Here is a 15,925-nt window from a genome sequence, read left to right as displayed (position 1 = left end):
TATGGCATTACTCGACTTTTTTCTGTCACGGAAAAAGAATACGGCTAACATCGCTAAAGAGCGATTACAGATTATTGTTGCGGAACGTCGTCGTAGCGACGCCGAGCCACATTACCTGCCGCAGCTTAAACGCGATATTCTGGAAGTGATTTGCCGTTATGTGCAGATCGACCCTGAAATGGTCACCGTGCAACTGGAACAGAAAGGGGATGATATCTCCATTCTGGAACTGAACGTCACTCTGCCTGAAGCGGAAGAGTCAAAGTAGCCGCATCCTGCCGGGCGGCGTTGCTCCGCCCGGTAGTCCCTTCTTAGCTCTCGCTGCGCGGGTAGTTCGCCAGCAGCGCCTTCAGCGGTTCGCTCATCAACGCGCCACGCCAGCCGGAAATCAGTTCGGGCATCATGGTGGAGGTTTTCAGATCCCAGTGCCAGTTAAGCAGCTGATTGATCTGCCTGCGTGACGCCAGCAGCTCTGCGCTGAGATTTTTAACCGCGCTGATCTCCTGCACCACCGCTTTGATCTCTTTAAAGATTTTACGATAGCCAGGCATATCCATCAGGTTCAGTAGCGGTTCAGGCAGTTGATCTTCCGCCAGCGCCTGCGCTTTCTCAACCAGGCTTAACAGCGTTTTGCCGTGGAAGCGAATTTCGCTACCGGAAAGACCGATGCTGTCCAGCTCGCCCAGACTCCCCGGCAGATAACGCGCCACCGCCCACAGATTCTCTTCGCGCACGACAAAGTTAACCGCCATATCGCGATCGCGCGCTTTGCGCAACCGCCAGGCAGCCAGCAGTTGCAGACAGGCCAGTTGGCGGGTACGCAGCTGCCAGGCGTTGGTAATTTCACGCCACGCCTCGTCAGGGTTGAGGATCTCCTGACGGCGATTTTTCATCAGCTCGCATTCGTCCAGCGCGGCTGAAAGCCAGCCTGCCTGGTCGGTTTCAGCCAGCAGCTTATGGGCAATCGGCAGCAGATACCAGACGTCGGCCGCGGCATAGTCACACTGGCGCTCGGTAAGCGGACGCGCCAGCCAGTCGGTGCGGGATTCGCTCTTGTCGAGCTTCAGCCCGGTGAACTCCTCAACCATAGAAGCAAACCCCCAGGACATCGGCCGACCGCAGAATGCGGCGAGGATCTGGGTATCGATAAACGGCTGCGGCATCACGCCGAATTCATGCTGAAAGACCTCGAGATCTTCGCTACCGGCGTGGAGATATTTGGTGACGTCACGATTTAGCAGCAGTTCCTGCATCGGCGACCAGTCGGTGATGCCCAGCGGATCGATGAGCGCCACGCGTTGACCGTCAAACAGCTGAAGTAAACCCAGTTGCGGATAATAGGTACGGGTGCGGACAAACTCGGTGTCCAGCGCAATAGCCGTGGCACTGCGCGCTTCTTCGCACAGGGCAGACAGCGCCTCGTTGGTGGTGATCATCTGGTAATTCAAATCATTTTCTCTTTACTTGCGCCCATAAAAAACGCCGGGTTAACCGGCGTCTGGCGACTTACTCAATGGCTCAGGCTTTATTGTCCACTTTAGCACGCGCTTCGTCACGCAGTTCTCGTCGCAAAATTTTACCGACGTTCGATTTCGGCAGTTCGTCACGGAACTCTACCTGTTTCGGCACCTTGTAGCCAGTCAGTTGACGGCGGCAAAAGGCGATTAACGAATCTTCGCTCAGCGAGGCCTCTTTCTTGACCACAAAAATCTTCACCGCTTCGCCGCTGCTGCCGGAAGGCACCCCTACCGCCGCCACTTCCAGCACGCCGGGGTGCTGCATCACCACATCTTCGATTTCGTTCGGATAGACGTTAAAGCCGGAGACGAGGATCATATCTTTTTTGCGATCGACAATCCGCAGGAAGCCTTCTTCATCCATCACCGCGATATCGCCGGTATGCAGCCAGCCGTCTTTAATGATTTCATCGGTGGCATCCGGGCGCTGCCAGTAGCCCAGCATCACCTGCGGGCCTTTAATGCACAGCTCGCCCGGTGCGCCAGGCGCAACCTCGTTGTCGTCATCGTCCACCAGCTTCACTTCGGTAGACGGTACCGGCAGGCCAATGCTGCCGCTGTGATAGTCAATATCATGCGGGTTAACGCTCACCAGCGGCGAGCACTCCGTCAGGCCGTAGCCTTCCAGCAGATACTGCCCGGTCAGCTTGACCCAGCGATCTGCCACCGCCTGCTGAACCGGCATTCCGCCGCCCGCCGAAAGGTGCAGCGTCGAGAAATCAAGCTGCTGGAAGTCTTTGTTATTCAGTAGCGCATTGAACAGCGTGTTGACGCCGGTCATGGCGGTGAACGGGTATTTCGCCAGCTCTTTCACCAGACCGGGAATATCGCGCGGGTTGGTGATGAGGACGTTTTGCCCGCCAAGCTCAATAAACAGCAGGCAGTTCATGGTCAGCGCAAAAATGTGATACAGCGGCAGCGCGGTGATCACCAGCTCAGTACCGCGATGCAGCAGCGGCCCGTAGGTGGCGTTGACCTGCTCCAGATTCGCCAGCATATTGCGGTGGGTCAGCATTGCGCCTTTCGCCACGCCGGTCGTGCCGCCGGTGTATTGCAGGAAGGCCAGATCTTCCGGGACCAGCTCCGGCTTCACGTACTGCATCCGGTAGCCGTTATGCAGCGCGCTGCGAAAGGATATCGCATCCGGCAGGTGATACTTCGGCACCAGCCGTTTGACGTACTTGACCACAAAGTTAACCAGTGTGCCTTTGGTGGGAGAAAGTTGATCCCCCATGCGGGTCAGAATAACGTGCTGCACCTGGGTTTTTTTAACCACTTTTTCCAGGGTGTGGGCAAAGTTAGAGACGATGACAATCGCCGTCGCCCCGCTGTCATTAAGCTGATGCTCAAGTTCACGAGGGGTATACAGAGGGTTAACGTTAACAACCGTCATTCCGGCGCGAAGAATGCCGAACAGCGCCACCGGATATTGCAGCAGGTTGGGCATCATCAGCGCAACGCGGTCGCCCTTTTTCATGCCTAAGCCCTGCTGTAGCCAGGCGGCGAAGGCCCGGCTGCGCTCTTCGAGCTTGCGGAAGGTCATCACCTCCCCCATATTGACGAAAGCAGGCTGATCGGCGTAGCGTCTGACAGAATGTTCAAACAGTTCGATCAGGGAGTGATAACGGTCGGGGTTGATCTCCGCCGGGACATCAGCGGGATAGCGGTTTAGCCAAACCTTTTTCAATGCATCACCTCTAAAACCAGAATTTTGCGTCATCTCAACCCCTGACAATAAACATTGCGTTAACATTATATTAACTCAGCGTACCAGTTTATTAATCAGCCAGAATTCAGGTTGCGAAGCGCGTCACTATTTATTTTTATTATCCACGAACTTAACGCAAAAACAGCGGACCGGCCGCTGTTTCTTTTGCTTATAATACAATGGATTACTCGACTACCACGCTCTGAACCTGTGCGGGTCCGGGATTGTACCAGCCGCCATAACCATAGGCCCAGGGATGCGGTCCCCAGAACCACGGATCGATAGGTTGCGGCGGTAACATCACCTGCTGCGTGACCCGCCAGCGCTTATAGCCGTTCACCTGCATGACCAGATAGGTGTAGCCGGTATTACCGACTTTACCTTCCACCGTGCCGGTAATCGGCCCGACGACGGTGACCAGCTGGTTGCGGAAATCAACCGGATCGAGGAAGCCGTTGACGTTGGCATAAATACGCCCGCGTGAAGGCTCGCCGAGCACCGGTCGCGCGCCGTCATCCAGCGGGACGGTGGCAATTTCCAGTCGGGTTTTGCCCTGCTGATTCTCAATGCCCACGACTTTCCCACCGAAGCGTGCCTCCTGACCCACATACAGCTGTGGCGCATTCATCACCCGCACCAGATCCTGCTGCGGAGTGGGGCTGGAGCCTTTAATGGCATCCGGGACGGTAACGCACCCGCTTAATGCCCCCGCCATCGCCCCTGCGATTATCCAGCGTACAATCTGTTTTTGAACCGCCATGATGCAACCTCTTCAACTGAATCTTACTTAGTAAGATTCATTCCCGGCCAGGAAGTTTCTTCCAGGCCACTTCGTTACGTAAATAAATGGGTTCAGCCTCTTCCGGCGGAACGGTCTGCTGACGGGCGAGAAGCTGGCTGGCGAGCGGCAGCATATCTTCGGCAGCGGGAAGCTGAACGTCGCCGTCGGTGAGCGTCACCGCAGTGCCCTGCGCCATATCCGGCCAGGCTCCCCAGCCGGTGCCGACGGTGGCCCAGCTTCCGGTCAGCTGTTGCAGCCGCGCGGTAACCGCGTCAGGCTTAAGCACCGCTTCCGTTTCTTCGCCGTGCCACACGCCGTCTGCATCACGCTGATATTCCGCCCAGTACACTTCGCCCATTCGGGCATCAATGGCAGCCAGCACGCGCGTGGCCCCGGTTTTACGCCAGGCGCCCTGCGCCATCGTCATCAGCGTCGAGACGCCAATCATCGGCAGGCTGGCACCCAGCGCCAGCCCCTGCGCAATACCGATGCCAATACGCACGCCGGTAAAACTGCCCGGCCCGCGCCCAAACGCCAGCGCGTCCAGATCGGCGAGCCTGACGCCGCCTTCGCTAAGCTGCTGCTGGACAAGCGGTAAAATCCGCTGGGTGTGTTCACGTGGGCACAGTTCAAAATGGGCACCGGTTTTACCGTCATTCAACAGGGCAACGGAACAGGCCTCGGTTGCGGTATCAATAGCCAGAATTCGCATGGGGATCGCGCTCTTACACTCAAGATCAATAAATTAGGCGTATTTTATCATAGTCAGTCATAAATTACCGCGCGGGCGGGACGGCAAGAAAACGGACCGCCCGCGCGATATCACGGGTACGCGGCGTCGGCGGCAAACTGGCGAGAAAAACCGCGCCGTAGGGACGCATGACCAGCCGGTTATCGCAGATCACCAGCACGCCGCGATCGTCAACATCGCGGATCAGGCGTCCGACGCCCTGCTTCAGGGTGATCACCGCATCCGGTAGCTGGACTTCATCGAAGGGATCGCCGCCGCGCAGACGGCAGTCTTCCATCCGCGCCTTCAGCAGCGGATCGTCCGGGGAGGTGAACGGCAGTTTATCAATAATCACCAGCGACAGGGTGTCGCCGCGCACGTCAACACCTTCCCAGAAACTGCTGGTCGCCACCAGCAGCGCGTTGCCCGCACTGACGAACTGCTGAAGCAGCTGGCCTTTACTGGTTTCGCCCTGAAGCAGCACCGGCAACGTCATAGTGGCGCGAAACTGTTCCGCCAGATCGCGCATCATGGCGTGTGAGGTGCAGAGCATAAAACAGCGGCCGTTATTCGCTTCAATCATCGGTTTGAGCATCGCCGCCAGCTGACGCGCCGCGCCGGGCTGATTAGCCAACGGCAGATTGCGCGGAACGCAAAGCAGCGCCTGATTCGCATAGTCGAACGGGCTGGGAAGCAGCAGCGAATGCGCTTCATCAATGCCAAGCCGGGTGGTGAAGTGGCGGAGATCGTCGTTCACTGACAGGGTTGCCGAGGTAAAAATCCAGCTTCCCGGCTTCTGCGCCATGACCTCTTTGAATTTATCCGCCACCGTCAATGGCGTCAGGGCGAGGGTAAAATGGCGGGAGTTGCATTCATACCAGTAGCTGTAGCCGGGCTGGTTAAATTCTTTAAGCCGCTTGAGGCGGGCGCGGTACAGGGTGGCACGTTCAAACGCCGCATCCAGCAGCGCAGAGCGGCCAAGCGACAGTTTGGCGACGTCATAGCAAAGCTCCAGCGCATCATCAAGCAGCAGCAGCGCGCGCTGAATACTGGCATCCGCCAGCAGCTCGCGCAGGTTGCCACGATAACCCGGCTCGCCAAGTTGCAGACGAAAATCCTGCGCACTTTGCGCCAACCGGTCGGCACATTTTTGCAGTTGCTGGGTGTCTTTAACCTCGGTCCGGTAAGCAATGCTGATATCTTTCGCCAGGTCCAGAAGCTGACGGCTGGAGAGCGACTGACCAAAATACTGGCTGGCAATATCAGGAAGCTGATGCGCTTCATCGAAAATCATCACGTCGGCTTCGGGGATCAGTTCACCGAAGCCGCTGTCTTTCACCACCATATCGGCAAGAAAGAGGTGATGGTTCACCACAACCACGTCGGCATCCATCGCTTTTTTACGCGCTTTCACCACGAAGCAGTCTTTATACAGCGGGCAGTCGCTGCCCAGACAGTTATCGTTAGTGCTGGTGACCAGCGGCCAGGCCTGCGAGTCTTCGGCTACGCTGGCGCAGGTGCTGATATCACCATCAATGGTGTTATTGGCCCACGAGCGCAGCAGGATCACGTCGCTTAGCGTCTGGACCGGCAAGTCTCCGCCCGCCAGCGCCTGCTGCTCCAGCCGTTCAAGGCAGAGGTAGTTTGAGCGCCCTTTCAGCAGCGCCAGCTTGCCGCTGAAGCCCAGCGCCTTCGAGACGGTGGGGAGATCGCGGCTGTAGAGCTGATCCTGCAACGCTTTCGAGCCGGTAGAGATAATCACCTTTTTATTGGCTCGCAGCGCAGGCGCGAGGTACGCATAGGTTTTACCCGTTCCGGTGCCCGCCTCCACCACCAGCGGCTGCGTTTTTTCAATCGCCTCGGCGACCGCCACCGCCATCTGACGCTGCGGCTCACGCGGTTTAAAGCCCGGTATGGCTTTGGCTAACTGGCCGTCTGTTGCAAAATCGTCCGTCACGCTACCCCCTGGTTAAATCGCCAGTGATTATGTCAGGGTGCGTGGGGTTTAGCCAGTCGAAGAGATGACGCAGCCGCGACAATATGGCAGTCTTAGGGGAGATATCTGGACGTTTTGAAAGGAAAAACAATGACCATTACCCGAATTGATGCCGAAGCCCGCTGGTCTGATGTGGTGATCCACAATCACACTCTCTACTACACCGGCGTGCCGGAAAATCTGGATGCTGATGCTTTCGAGCAAACCGCCAATACGCTGGCGCAGATTGACGCGGTGCTGGCAAAACAGGGCAGTGACAAAAGCAAAATTCTTGATGCAACGCTTTTTTTGGCCGATGCAGCTGATTTCGCCGCCATGAATAAGGCGTGGGATGCGTGGGTAGTGGCGGGCCACGCCCCGGTACGTTGCACGGTGCAGGCAACGCTGATGAAGCCGCAGTATAAAATTGAGATCAAAATTATCGCCGCGGTGTAAATCCTTCGCTGTTATAGCGCGGTAACGGCTATGACAGCGGAGTATTTATCGCTAACGTCATCCAGGCGAGCAACGAAGCCCGTTGCCCGGTCTTTATCATCAAAGATCGATAAAAAAGGGATCGTCAAAACCATTAAGCGCAATGACGTACCATCCCGGCTGGCGGTAAGATCTTCGCCCGTCACGCCGTGATAGCGAAAGCCACTTTGCCAGTCGGCTCACTGTTCCGGCTGCGGGTAATGGCACGAAGGCACCATTGCGCCAGACTGCACGGCGGCCTGAAGAATATGGACAACGCTGGCTGGCATAATGACTGTCATAAGCCCCCCGGCTAGTTATTCGTCTTCGTCATCCTCAAAAAGGGCGACGATACGTTCGCCGGTGTGGCTGGCGCGCAGTTCATTCGCCACTTTGGTAATTGCCTCACCGCTACTCATGCCCTGCGACATCAGGTCCTGGATACGCTCGACAGCTTTCTGCTGCTGCTCATGGCTGAGCGAAGGTAAACCTGCAAACATGACACACTCCTGCTACATTATTGGCGCTAATTATTTCATGCTGCCTGGCGCTTAGCCAGCAACGAGTCAGGATCGATGAACACGCAATCTCCCACCGTTCTAAGTTTACCATGGCGTCAGGACGCTGCCGAACATTACTTCCGTCCCCTCAGCCACTTGCCGTGGGCAATGCTGCTGCACTCCGGCTATGCCGATCATCCGCACAGCCGGTTTGATATTCTGGTCGCCGATCCGCGCACCACCCTGACCACGCGCGGCACCCTGACCACGATAATAAACGCCGACGGGCAGCATCAGTCCGCAGCCGATCCGCTGCAACTGGTGCATGATGCGTTACGGGCGCTGGATCTGCCGACGACGGCGAATGACGATCTGCCGTTTCAGGGCGGTGCGCTGGGGCTGTTTGGCTATGATTTAGGGCGACGCTTTGAAAAACTCCCCGCCCGCGCCAGCGCGGATATTGACCTGCCGGACATGGCGGTCGGTCTTTATGACTGGGCGCTGATTGTCGATCATCGTCGCCAGCGGGTCGTACTGGTAAGCCACGCCGACGCCCATCAGCGGCTGACCTGGCTGAACGGGCAGCAGGCGGCTGAGGCACGCTCCTTCCGCCTGACGTCTGCCTGGCAGTCCAATATGAGCCGCGCAGAGTACGGCGAGAAGTTCCGCCAGGTACAGGAATATCTGCACAGCGGCGACTGCTACCAGGTCAATCTGGCGCAGCGTTTTCAGGCGCGCTACAGCGGCGATGAGTGGAGCGCGTTCTGCCAGCTAAACGCCGCCAATAAAGCGCCGTTTAGCGCGTTTTTGCGCCTTAATCGCAGCGCGGTGATCAGTCTGTCACCGGAGCGGTTTATTCAGCTGCGCCACACAGAGATCCAGACCCGCCCCATTAAAGGCACCCTGCCGCGCCTGGACGATCCGCATCTTGACGCACAGCAGGCGACGAAGCTCGCGCATTCCGCCAAAGATCGCGCCGAGAATTTAATGATTGTCGATTTAATGCGTAATGATATCGGCCGCGTTGCCGTGCCCGGTTCCGTAAAAGTGCCGGAATTGTTTGTGGTAGAGCCGTTCCCGGCGGTGCATCATCTGGTCAGCACCATTACCGCTCGCCTGCCGGAGGCGCTGCACGCCAGCGACCTGCTGCGCGCCGCGTTTCCCGGCGGTTCGATTACCGGCGCGCCCAAAGTGCGGGCGATGGAGATTATCGACGAACTGGAGCCACAGCGCCGTAATGCCTGGTGCGGCAGCATCGGCTATCTCAGCCTGTGCGGAAATATGGACACCAGCATCACCATTCGCACGCTAACCGCGCACGACGGCCAGCTTTATTGTTCAGCGGGCGGCGGGATTGTTGCTGATAGCGAGGAACAGGCGGAATATCAGGAAACGTTTGATAAAGTTAATCGTATCTTGCAGCAACTGGAGAGCTGATCGTTGGATGCCCACAATCTCACCCTTGATGATTTTCTTTCGCGCTTTCAGCTTTTACGCCCGCAGGCGAATCACACCGGACTGAACACCCGTCAGGCGGCTGTGCTGATCCCCATCGTCCGGCGTACGCAGCCGGGGCTGCTGCTCACCAAACGTTCATCGCACCTGCGCAAGCACGCCGGGCAGGTCGCTTTCCCCGGCGGCGCGGTAGATGCCAGCGATGCCTCGCTGATTGCCGCCGCGCTGCGGGAAGCGCAGGAAGAGGTCGCCATTCCCCCGGAGCGGGTAGACGTCATCGGCGTCCTGCCGCCCGTCGACAGCGTAACCGGTTTCCAGGTGACGCCGGTGGTCGGCATTATTCCGCCAGATTTACCCTATCACGCCAGTGAAGACGAAGTGGCCGCCGTGTTTGAAATGCCGCTGGCGGAGGCGCTGCGGCTGGGACGCTATCATCCGCTGGATATACACCGACGCGGGAATTCTCACCGGGTCTGGCTTTCCTGGTATCAGCATTATTTTGTCTGGGGGATGACCGCAGGCATTATTCGTGAGCTGGCGCTACAAGTGGGATTTAAATCCTGACTACAGTTAGCGCAGCAGGGTTTCGCCATCATTAGTAAAACAGCGGTTATACATTAGTTTAATTCATGTGAATAATCGCGCTGAATGCCGCGTTCCCTCTTACACTAAGCGCAATTTTTACATCGTTACTGACGTTCAGTAACCCTGTCTGGAGTACATACCGTGATTAGTCTATTCGACATGTTTAAAGTGGGGATTGGTCCCTCCTCTTCCCACACCGTAGGGCCAATGAAGGCCGGGAAACAGTTCGTCGATGATCTGGTGGAGAAAGATCTGCTGACAAGCGTCACCCGCGTGGCGGTTGACGTCTACGGCTCGCTGTCGTTAACCGGCAAAGGACACCATACCGATATCGCCATTATTATGGGTCTGGCGGGTAATCTGCCTGCCACGGTAGATATTGACGGTATCCCGGCGTTTATCCGCGATGTTGAAACGCGCGGTCGCCTGCTGCTGGCCCAGGGCAGCCATGAAGTGGATTTCCCGCACGGCGACGGGATGCGTTTTCACAGTGAAAACCTGCCGCTGCACGAAAACGGCATGGTGATCCACGCGTGGAACGGCGATAAAGAAATCTACAGCAAAACGTATTACTCCATCGGCGGCGGTTTTATCGTCGATGAAGAGCATTTTGGCAACGACGCCAGCGGCGACGTTAGCGTGCCGTATCCGTTTAAATCCGCCAAAGAGATGCTGGGCTACTGCAAAGAAACCGGCCTGTCGCTGTCCGGCATGGTGATGCAGAACGAACTGGCGCTGCACAGCAAAAAAGAAATTGAAGAATATTTTGCCGACGTCTGGCAGACCATGCGCGCCTGTATCGATCGCGGTCTGAATACTGAAGGCGTGCTGCCGGGTCCGCTGCGCGTGCCGCGTCGCGCGCCTGCCCTGCGCCGGATGCTGGTGTCCAGCGACAAACTGTCCAACGATCCGATGATCGTCATCGACTGGGTGAATATGTTTGCGCTGGCGGTCAATGAAGAGAACGCCGCAGGCGGCCGCGTCGTCACCGCGCCAACCAACGGCGCGTGCGGAATTGTTCCGGCGGTACTGGCCTACTACGATCACTTTATTGAATCGGTCAGCCCGGATATTTATATTCGCTATTTCCTCGCGGCGGGCGCAATTGGTGCGCTGTATAAAATGAACGCCTCTATTTCCGGTGCCGAAGTGGGCTGTCAGGGAGAAGTGGGTGTCGCCTGCTCAATGGCCGCAGCGGGTCTTGCGGAACTGCTGGGTGCCAGCCCGGAGCAGGTGTGCGTAGCCGCAGAAATTGGCATGGAGCACAATCTCGGCTTAACCTGCGATCCGGTTGCCGGTCAGGTGCAGGTGCCGTGCATTGAGCGTAACGCTATCGCCTCGGTCAAAGCGATTAACTCGGCGCGCATGGCGATGCGCCGCACCAGCGAGCCGCGCGTGTCGCTGGATAAAGTCATTGAGACGATGTATGAAACGGGTAAAGACATGAACGCCAAATACCGCGAAACCTCGCGCGGGGGCCTGGCAATTAAAGTTCAGTGTGACTAATTTCTCTTCTGCCCACCTTAACCGGTGGGCAATTCCCGCTATATTCTCGTCGCCTCCTCCTTTCCGCACTACAATTTTATTGTACCGTTGGCACAACGTCAGTTATACGAGATTGATAAAAACCAGCCATGCAAACAGCACAGCGGATCATCGTCAATTATCGGCGTAAGCGCATTATCGTCAGTACCATCGTGGCGCTGATTACGCTTAGCCTGACCTTAGGGATACGATTTATTTCGCAGCGTAGCCTTAATCAGGAACGCATTCAGGAAGCTGCCGCGCAGGCCGTCGCCACTCTGGACAGAATTCTTTTGCCGCTGGAAAACGGGCGCAGCGAGACGATGAGTCTGGTTGGTCTGCCCTGTAGTGAAGCGCAGCCGCTTATCCGTAAAAAAGCGGCGATGCTGCAAACCGTTCGCTCCATTGCGCTGGTAAAATCCGGCATTCTGTACTGTTCCAGTATTTTCGGCGAGCGCGATGTGCCGGTTAATCAGCTCCAGCCTGCTCTGCCTGCCAGCGAAGACCGTCTGCTGCTTTCCACCGATCAGTCGCTGCTAAAAGGTTCGCCGATTATGCTGCAATGGTATCCCGTCTCGGCCGATGGCGAGGATGGGGTGATGGAGAGCATTAATATCGAACTGCTCAGTAGCCTGATCCTTAGCCCGCGCGCGCCGTTAATTTCGGCACTCAGCCTGACGCTGGGCGACCGTCATTATATTGAAGGCGTGGGCGTGGTCGAGCGTCTACCCGAAGATCAGGATCACCCGCTTTACCGCCTCGCCTCGGCGAATTTCCCTTTTACGATTAATGTCAGCACCCCCGGCGCAACGATGCTGGCACTGCGCGATCTGCCCAGCCAGCTCCCACTGGCACTGATCCTCAGCACTCTGCTGGCGTGGATTGCCTGGCTCGCGACGGCGGGCCGGATGAGCTTTACGTGGGAAATCAATCTGGGCATCGCCGCCCACGAGTTTGAGATTTTTTGTCAGCCGCTGCTGGATGCCCGCTCGCGCCAGTGTACCGGCGTAGAAATTCTCCTGCGCTGGAATAATCCCCGGCAGGGCTGGATTTCGCCGGATGTGTTTATACCCATCGCTGAAGACCACAATCTGATTATCCCGCTTACCCGCTACGTGATCGCTGAAACCGCGCGCAATCTGGCGCTCTTTCCGGCCACCAGCGGTTTTCATATCGGGATTAACGTCGCCGCCAGCCATTTGCGGCGCGGTATTTTGTTAAAAGATCTCAACCGCTACTGGTTTAACATGCATCCGAAGCAGCAGCTGGTGGTGGAACTGACCGAGCGCGATGCGCTGGAAGATGTGGATTACCGGCTGGTGCGGGAGCTGCATCGTAAAGAGGTGAAGCTGGCGATTGATGATTTCGGCACCGGCAACAGCTCTCTTTCCTGGCTGGAAAAACTGCGCCCGGACGTGCTGAAAATCGACAAATCGTTTACTGCCGCGATTGGCACTGATGCGGTAAATTCAACGGTGACGGATATGATTATTGCGCTCGGAAAGCGCCTGCGCATCGAACTGGTGGCGGAAGGGGTGGAAACAGAGCCGCAGGCGGTTTACCTGCGTCACCACGGAGTGCAATTGTTACAGGGATATTTATATGCGCGTCCGATGCCTATCAATGAATTTCCACAGTGGCTGGCGGAATCGTCTCCGCCAGCCCTGCGACAAAATCGCCATCCCAGGCCGATTATTCCGTTGCGTTAAGCGTCCGGCTCATCGTCGTGAACGGAGGCTTCTTTAATGACGCGAACCAGGTCCACACGATAGTCGTTCGCTTTGACGATGGTGATTTGCAGCGGAGCCAGTTCGATCACCTCCCCCACCCGCGGAATATGACCGTTCACCGCGATGACCAGACCAGCGACCGTGGCGACGTCTTCATCATCATTCACCAGGTTATCCAGCCCCAGCGCATGCTGTAAGGCGTGGAGATCGGTGCCGCCTTTGACCAGCCAGCCGTCGCCATCGGAGACGATTTCCGGCGTTTCGTCGGCGTCAGGGAATTCACCGGCAATGGCTTCCAGTACGTCAAGCGGCGTCACCAGCCCCTGCACCACCCCGAACTCGTTGGTGACAATCACAAAGCTACCGCGTGCGCGGCGCAGTACGCCCAGCAGGTTGATGGGGTCCAGCGTCTCCGGCACCACAATCGCCGGAGAGGACGACGCCATCGCCGCCACGTCTTCACCCGCTTCCAGTGCCACCAGCAGCTCTTTTGCCCGCACAATACCAATCACTTCATCCAGTTCGCCCCGGCATACCGGGAACAGGCTGTGCGGAGAGGACAGCAGTTGCTGACGGATTTCGTCGCGGCTCAGGTTGGCATCCACCCAGCTAATGTCCCCGCGCGGCGTCATAATGCTGCGCAGCGAGCGGGACGCCAGCGTCAACACGCCGTTAATCATGTAGCGTTCTTCATCGGCAAACGCCCCTTCCGGGATCGGCACGTTGGTATGGCTGTCCGTTTCATTGGCCGGGCTGGTGCGTTTACGCCCGCCCATCAGACGCAAAATGGCGTCAGCGGTACGCGCGCGCAACGGCAGCGTGGACTGATGGCGAATAAAATTGCGTCGCGCCACTTGGTTGAAAAATTCGATAATGATCGAGAAGCCAATCGCCGCGTACAGATAGCCTTTCGGGATATGGAAGCCGAACCCTTCTGCCACAAGGCTTAAGCCAATCATCAGTAGGAAGCTCAGACACAACACCACGACCGTTGGATGCTGGTTAACAAAGTTTGTCAGCGGCTTCGAGGCCAGCAGCATCACCGCCATTGCAATCACCACCGCCGCCATCATTACCGGCAGGTGATTTACCATCCCGACGGCCGTGATCACCGCATCGAGTGAAAAAACCGCATCAAGGACTACAATTTGAAGCACCACCACCCAAAAGCTGGCGTAACCTTTGCCGTGGCCGTCATCGTGCTGGCGATTTTCCAGCCGTTCGTGCAGTTCGGTCGTGGCCTTAAACAGCAGGAATATCCCCCCCAGCAGCATGATCAGATCGCGCCCGGAGAAGGCGTAATCCCAGACGCTGAAAAGGGGTTTGGTCAGCGTGACCATCCAGGAGATCACCGACAGCAGCCCAAGTCGCATCACCAGCGCCAGCGACAGACCGATCAAACGGGCTTTGTCACGCTGTTTCGGCGGCAGTTTATCAGCGAGGATCGCAATGAAGACGAGGTTATCAATACCGAGCACGATCTCAAGAACGACAAGCGTTAAGAGACCGATCCAGATTGAAGGATCCATTAAGAATTCCATGGTCAGCTCCTGCTAACGGCGTGCGTCGTCATCGCCTGGGTTACTTCAGGCGTAACAATGACGGAAAGGGTGATGGGAAAAGCATCAGGAGTACGAATGTACTCTGGCGTGGAAAGGCGTCGGTGACGGTCCATACGGCGGGCAACTGCCCTGTTCTCCTGTGATGTTAAACGAAATGTAAACATAACAGACAAAAATAATCTTTGGCAAAGATTTACCTGTCTTTGCATTCTGTGCGATTTTTTGTGCCGCGAAATTAATATGCTTATAAATTTAAATTACGGATCTTCATCACATTATTTATTTTTTTACTAACTAAAATAATTCATTGTAGTAACCATTTTAGGGCCAGAAAGCGATCTGAATCGATTCAATGTAACAGAACGGTTCACAAATGCATCCGTCGATGTATTAACGATAATAAAGGAGGTAGCAAGTGACGATTGCTATTGTAATTGGTACACATGGTTGGGCTGCAGAACAACTGCTCAAAACAGCAGAAATGCTGTTGGGCGAGCAGGAAAACGTCGGCTGGATTGACTTTGTCCCAGGCGAAAACGCAGAAACGCTGATCGAGAAGTACAACGCTCAGCTCACAAAGCTGGATACCAGCAAAGGCGTGCTGTTTCTCGTCGATACATGGGGAGGCAGTCCGTTTAACGCTGCCAGCCGCATTGTCGTCGATAAAGAGCACTATGAAGTCATTGCGGGCGTCAACATTCCGATGCTGGTCGAAACGTTGATGGGTCGTGATGATAATCCGACGTTCGATGAACTGGTGGCTCTGGCGGTGGAAACCGGTCGTGAAGGCGTTAAGGCGCTGAAAGCGCAACCGGTTGAAAAAGCGGCCCCTGCTCCGATTGCCGCCGCGCCACGCGCCGCAGCACCGGTAAAACCGATGGGTCCCAATGACTATATGACCATTGGCCTGGCGCGTATCGATGACCGTCTGATCCATGGTCAGGTTGCTACCCGCTGGACGAAAGAAACCAACGTGCGCCGCATTATTGTGGTCAGCGACGAAGTGGCCGCTGATACAGTGCGTAAAACGCTGCTGACGCAGGTTGCTCCTCCGGGCGTCACCGCGCATGTGGTGGACGTTGATAAAATGATCCGCGTTTATAACAACCCGAAATATGCGGGCGAGCGCGTCATGCTGCTGTTCACTAACCCGACTGATGTAGAACGTCTTGTTGAGGGCGGCGTGAAAATCACCACCGTCAACATCGGCGGCATGGCATTCCGGCAGGGTAAAACACAGGTAAATAACGCCGTTTCGGTGGATGAAAAAGATATCGCCGCGTTCAGGCAACTGAACGATCGCGGTATTGAACTGGAAGTCCGTAAAGTTTCCAACGATCCGAAACTGAAAATGATGGATCTGATCGGCAAAATCGGGAAATAA

The 15,925-nt window shown here is 56.4% G+C and carries 14 protein-coding genes; 7 read left to right on the top strand and 7 right to left on the bottom strand.

The window, feature by feature from the left end; translation table 11 throughout:
- Window position 1 precedes the first annotated feature (1 nt).
- Window positions 2-268 carry a cell division topological specificity factor MinE gene (gene minE, locus RT197_RS01775; protein ID WP_049840897.1) on the top strand — a complete coding sequence of 89 codons (267 nt, stop codon included), beginning with the start codon at window positions 2-4 and terminating at the stop codon, window positions 266-268.
- Window positions 269-311: 43 nt separating this feature from the next.
- Here the strand turns inward: minE and rnd are convergent, their stop codons facing one another.
- From rnd to RT197_RS01750, 5 genes are all read right to left on the bottom strand, one after another.
- Window positions 312-1,448, bottom strand: coding sequence for a ribonuclease D (gene rnd / locus RT197_RS01770; protein ID WP_312946677.1), 1,137 nt, complete (start codon window positions 1,446-1,448; stop codon window positions 312-314).
- A gap of 70 nt (window positions 1,449-1,518) precedes the next feature.
- Window positions 1,519-3,204: a long-chain-fatty-acid--CoA ligase FadD gene (gene fadD, locus RT197_RS01765; protein ID WP_312946676.1), complete on the bottom strand. Its 1,686-nt coding sequence runs from the start codon at window positions 3,202-3,204 to the stop codon at window positions 1,519-1,521.
- A gap of 205 nt (window positions 3,205-3,409) precedes the next feature.
- Window positions 3,410-3,985 (bottom strand): Slp family lipoprotein, encoded by a 576-nt coding sequence (locus RT197_RS01760; protein ID WP_312946675.1) that lies wholly within the window; start codon window positions 3,983-3,985, stop codon window positions 3,410-3,412.
- Window positions 3,986-4,022: 37 nt separating this feature from the next.
- Window positions 4,023-4,718 (bottom strand): tRNA (adenosine(37)-N6)-threonylcarbamoyltransferase complex dimerization subunit type 1 TsaB, encoded by a 696-nt coding sequence (gene tsaB, locus RT197_RS01755; protein WP_312946672.1) that lies wholly within the window; start codon window positions 4,716-4,718, stop codon window positions 4,023-4,025.
- A 64-nt stretch (window positions 4,719-4,782) separates the two neighbouring features.
- Window positions 4,783-6,693 carry an ATP-dependent DNA helicase gene (locus RT197_RS01750; RefSeq protein WP_312946670.1) on the bottom strand — a complete coding sequence of 637 codons (1,911 nt, stop codon included), beginning with the start codon at window positions 6,691-6,693 and terminating at the stop codon, window positions 4,783-4,785.
- A 129-nt stretch (window positions 6,694-6,822) separates the two neighbouring features.
- On the opposite strand from RT197_RS01750, the gene RT197_RS01745 reads away from it, so the two are divergent.
- Window positions 6,823-7,167, top strand: coding sequence for a RidA family protein (locus RT197_RS01745; RefSeq protein WP_312946668.1), 345 nt, complete (start codon window positions 6,823-6,825; stop codon window positions 7,165-7,167).
- 335 nt (window positions 7,168-7,502) lie between these two features.
- Here the strand turns inward: RT197_RS01745 and RT197_RS01740 are convergent, their stop codons facing one another.
- Window positions 7,503-7,685, bottom strand: a complete 183-nt coding sequence (locus tag RT197_RS01740) for a YoaH family protein (RefSeq protein ID WP_312946666.1) — start codon at window positions 7,683-7,685, stop codon at window positions 7,503-7,505.
- 75 nt (window positions 7,686-7,760) lie between these two features.
- Between RT197_RS01740 and pabB the strand changes: the two genes are divergently transcribed.
- From pabB to RT197_RS01720, 4 genes are all read left to right on the top strand, one after another.
- Complete coding sequence (pabB, locus tag RT197_RS01735) at window positions 7,761-9,122, top strand: aminodeoxychorismate synthase component 1 (protein WP_312946665.1); 1,362 nt, start codon at window positions 7,761-7,763, stop codon at window positions 9,120-9,122.
- A gap of 3 nt (window positions 9,123-9,125) precedes the next feature.
- On the top strand, window positions 9,126-9,704 hold the full coding sequence (locus RT197_RS01730; RefSeq protein ID WP_312946663.1) for a CoA pyrophosphatase: 579 nt from the start codon (window positions 9,126-9,128) through the stop codon (window positions 9,702-9,704).
- 162 nt (window positions 9,705-9,866) lie between these two features.
- The gene (gene sdaA / locus RT197_RS01725; RefSeq protein ID WP_312946662.1) at window positions 9,867-11,231 is read left to right on the top strand and encodes an L-serine ammonia-lyase; all 1,365 of its coding nucleotides are present in this window, start codon (window positions 9,867-9,869) and stop codon (window positions 11,229-11,231) included.
- Between the two features lie 128 nt (window positions 11,232-11,359).
- Window positions 11,360-12,958 carry an EAL domain-containing protein gene (locus tag RT197_RS01720; RefSeq protein ID WP_312946661.1) on the top strand — a complete coding sequence of 533 codons (1,599 nt, stop codon included), beginning with the start codon at window positions 11,360-11,362 and terminating at the stop codon, window positions 12,956-12,958.
- Here RT197_RS01720 and yoaE read toward each other — a convergent pair.
- On the bottom strand, window positions 12,955-14,520 hold the full coding sequence (gene yoaE, locus RT197_RS01715; protein WP_312946660.1) for a CNNM family cation transport protein YoaE: 1,566 nt from the start codon (window positions 14,518-14,520) through the stop codon (window positions 12,955-12,957). The two genes, RT197_RS01720 and yoaE, sit on opposite strands and share 4 nt — an antisense overlap.
- A gap of 436 nt (window positions 14,521-14,956) precedes the next feature.
- Here yoaE and manX point away from each other — a divergent pair, with 436 nt between their 5' ends.
- The gene (gene manX, locus RT197_RS01710) at window positions 14,957-15,925 is read left to right on the top strand and encodes a PTS mannose transporter subunit IIAB (protein ID WP_312946658.1); all 969 of its coding nucleotides are present in this window, start codon (window positions 14,957-14,959) and stop codon (window positions 15,923-15,925) included.

The sequence above is a fragment of the Superficieibacter sp. genome (assembly GCF_032071645.1).
In the GTDB taxonomy this organism is placed as follows: Bacteria; Pseudomonadota; Gammaproteobacteria; order Enterobacterales; family Enterobacteriaceae; genus Superficieibacter.
This window is presented reverse-complemented; position numbering and strand designations above follow the sequence as displayed.

Excerpts from the sequence above, each read along its gene's own strand:
- minE (WP_049840897.1), top strand. The coding sequence starts at position 2 with ATGGCATTACTCGACTTTTTTCTGTCACGGAAAAAGAATACGGCTAAC.
- RT197_RS01760 (WP_312946675.1), bottom strand. The coding sequence starts at position 3,985 with ATGGCGGTTCAAAAACAGATTGTACGCTGGATAATCGCAGGGGCGATG.
- tsaB (WP_312946672.1), bottom strand. The coding sequence starts at position 4,718 with ATGCGAATTCTGGCTATTGATACCGCAACCGAGGCCTGTTCCGTTGCC.
- RT197_RS01745 (WP_312946668.1), top strand. The coding sequence starts at position 6,823 with ATGACCATTACCCGAATTGATGCCGAAGCCCGCTGGTCTGATGTGGTG.
- RT197_RS01740 (WP_312946666.1), bottom strand. The coding sequence starts at position 7,685 with ATGTTTGCAGGTTTACCTTCGCTCAGCCATGAGCAGCAGCAGAAAGCT.
- pabB (WP_312946665.1), top strand. The coding sequence starts at position 7,761 with ATGAACACGCAATCTCCCACCGTTCTAAGTTTACCATGGCGTCAGGAC.
- RT197_RS01720 (WP_312946661.1), top strand. The coding sequence starts at position 11,360 with ATGCAAACAGCACAGCGGATCATCGTCAATTATCGGCGTAAGCGCATT.
- yoaE (WP_312946660.1), bottom strand. The coding sequence starts at position 14,520 with ATGGAATTCTTAATGGATCCTTCAATCTGGATCGGTCTCTTAACGCTT.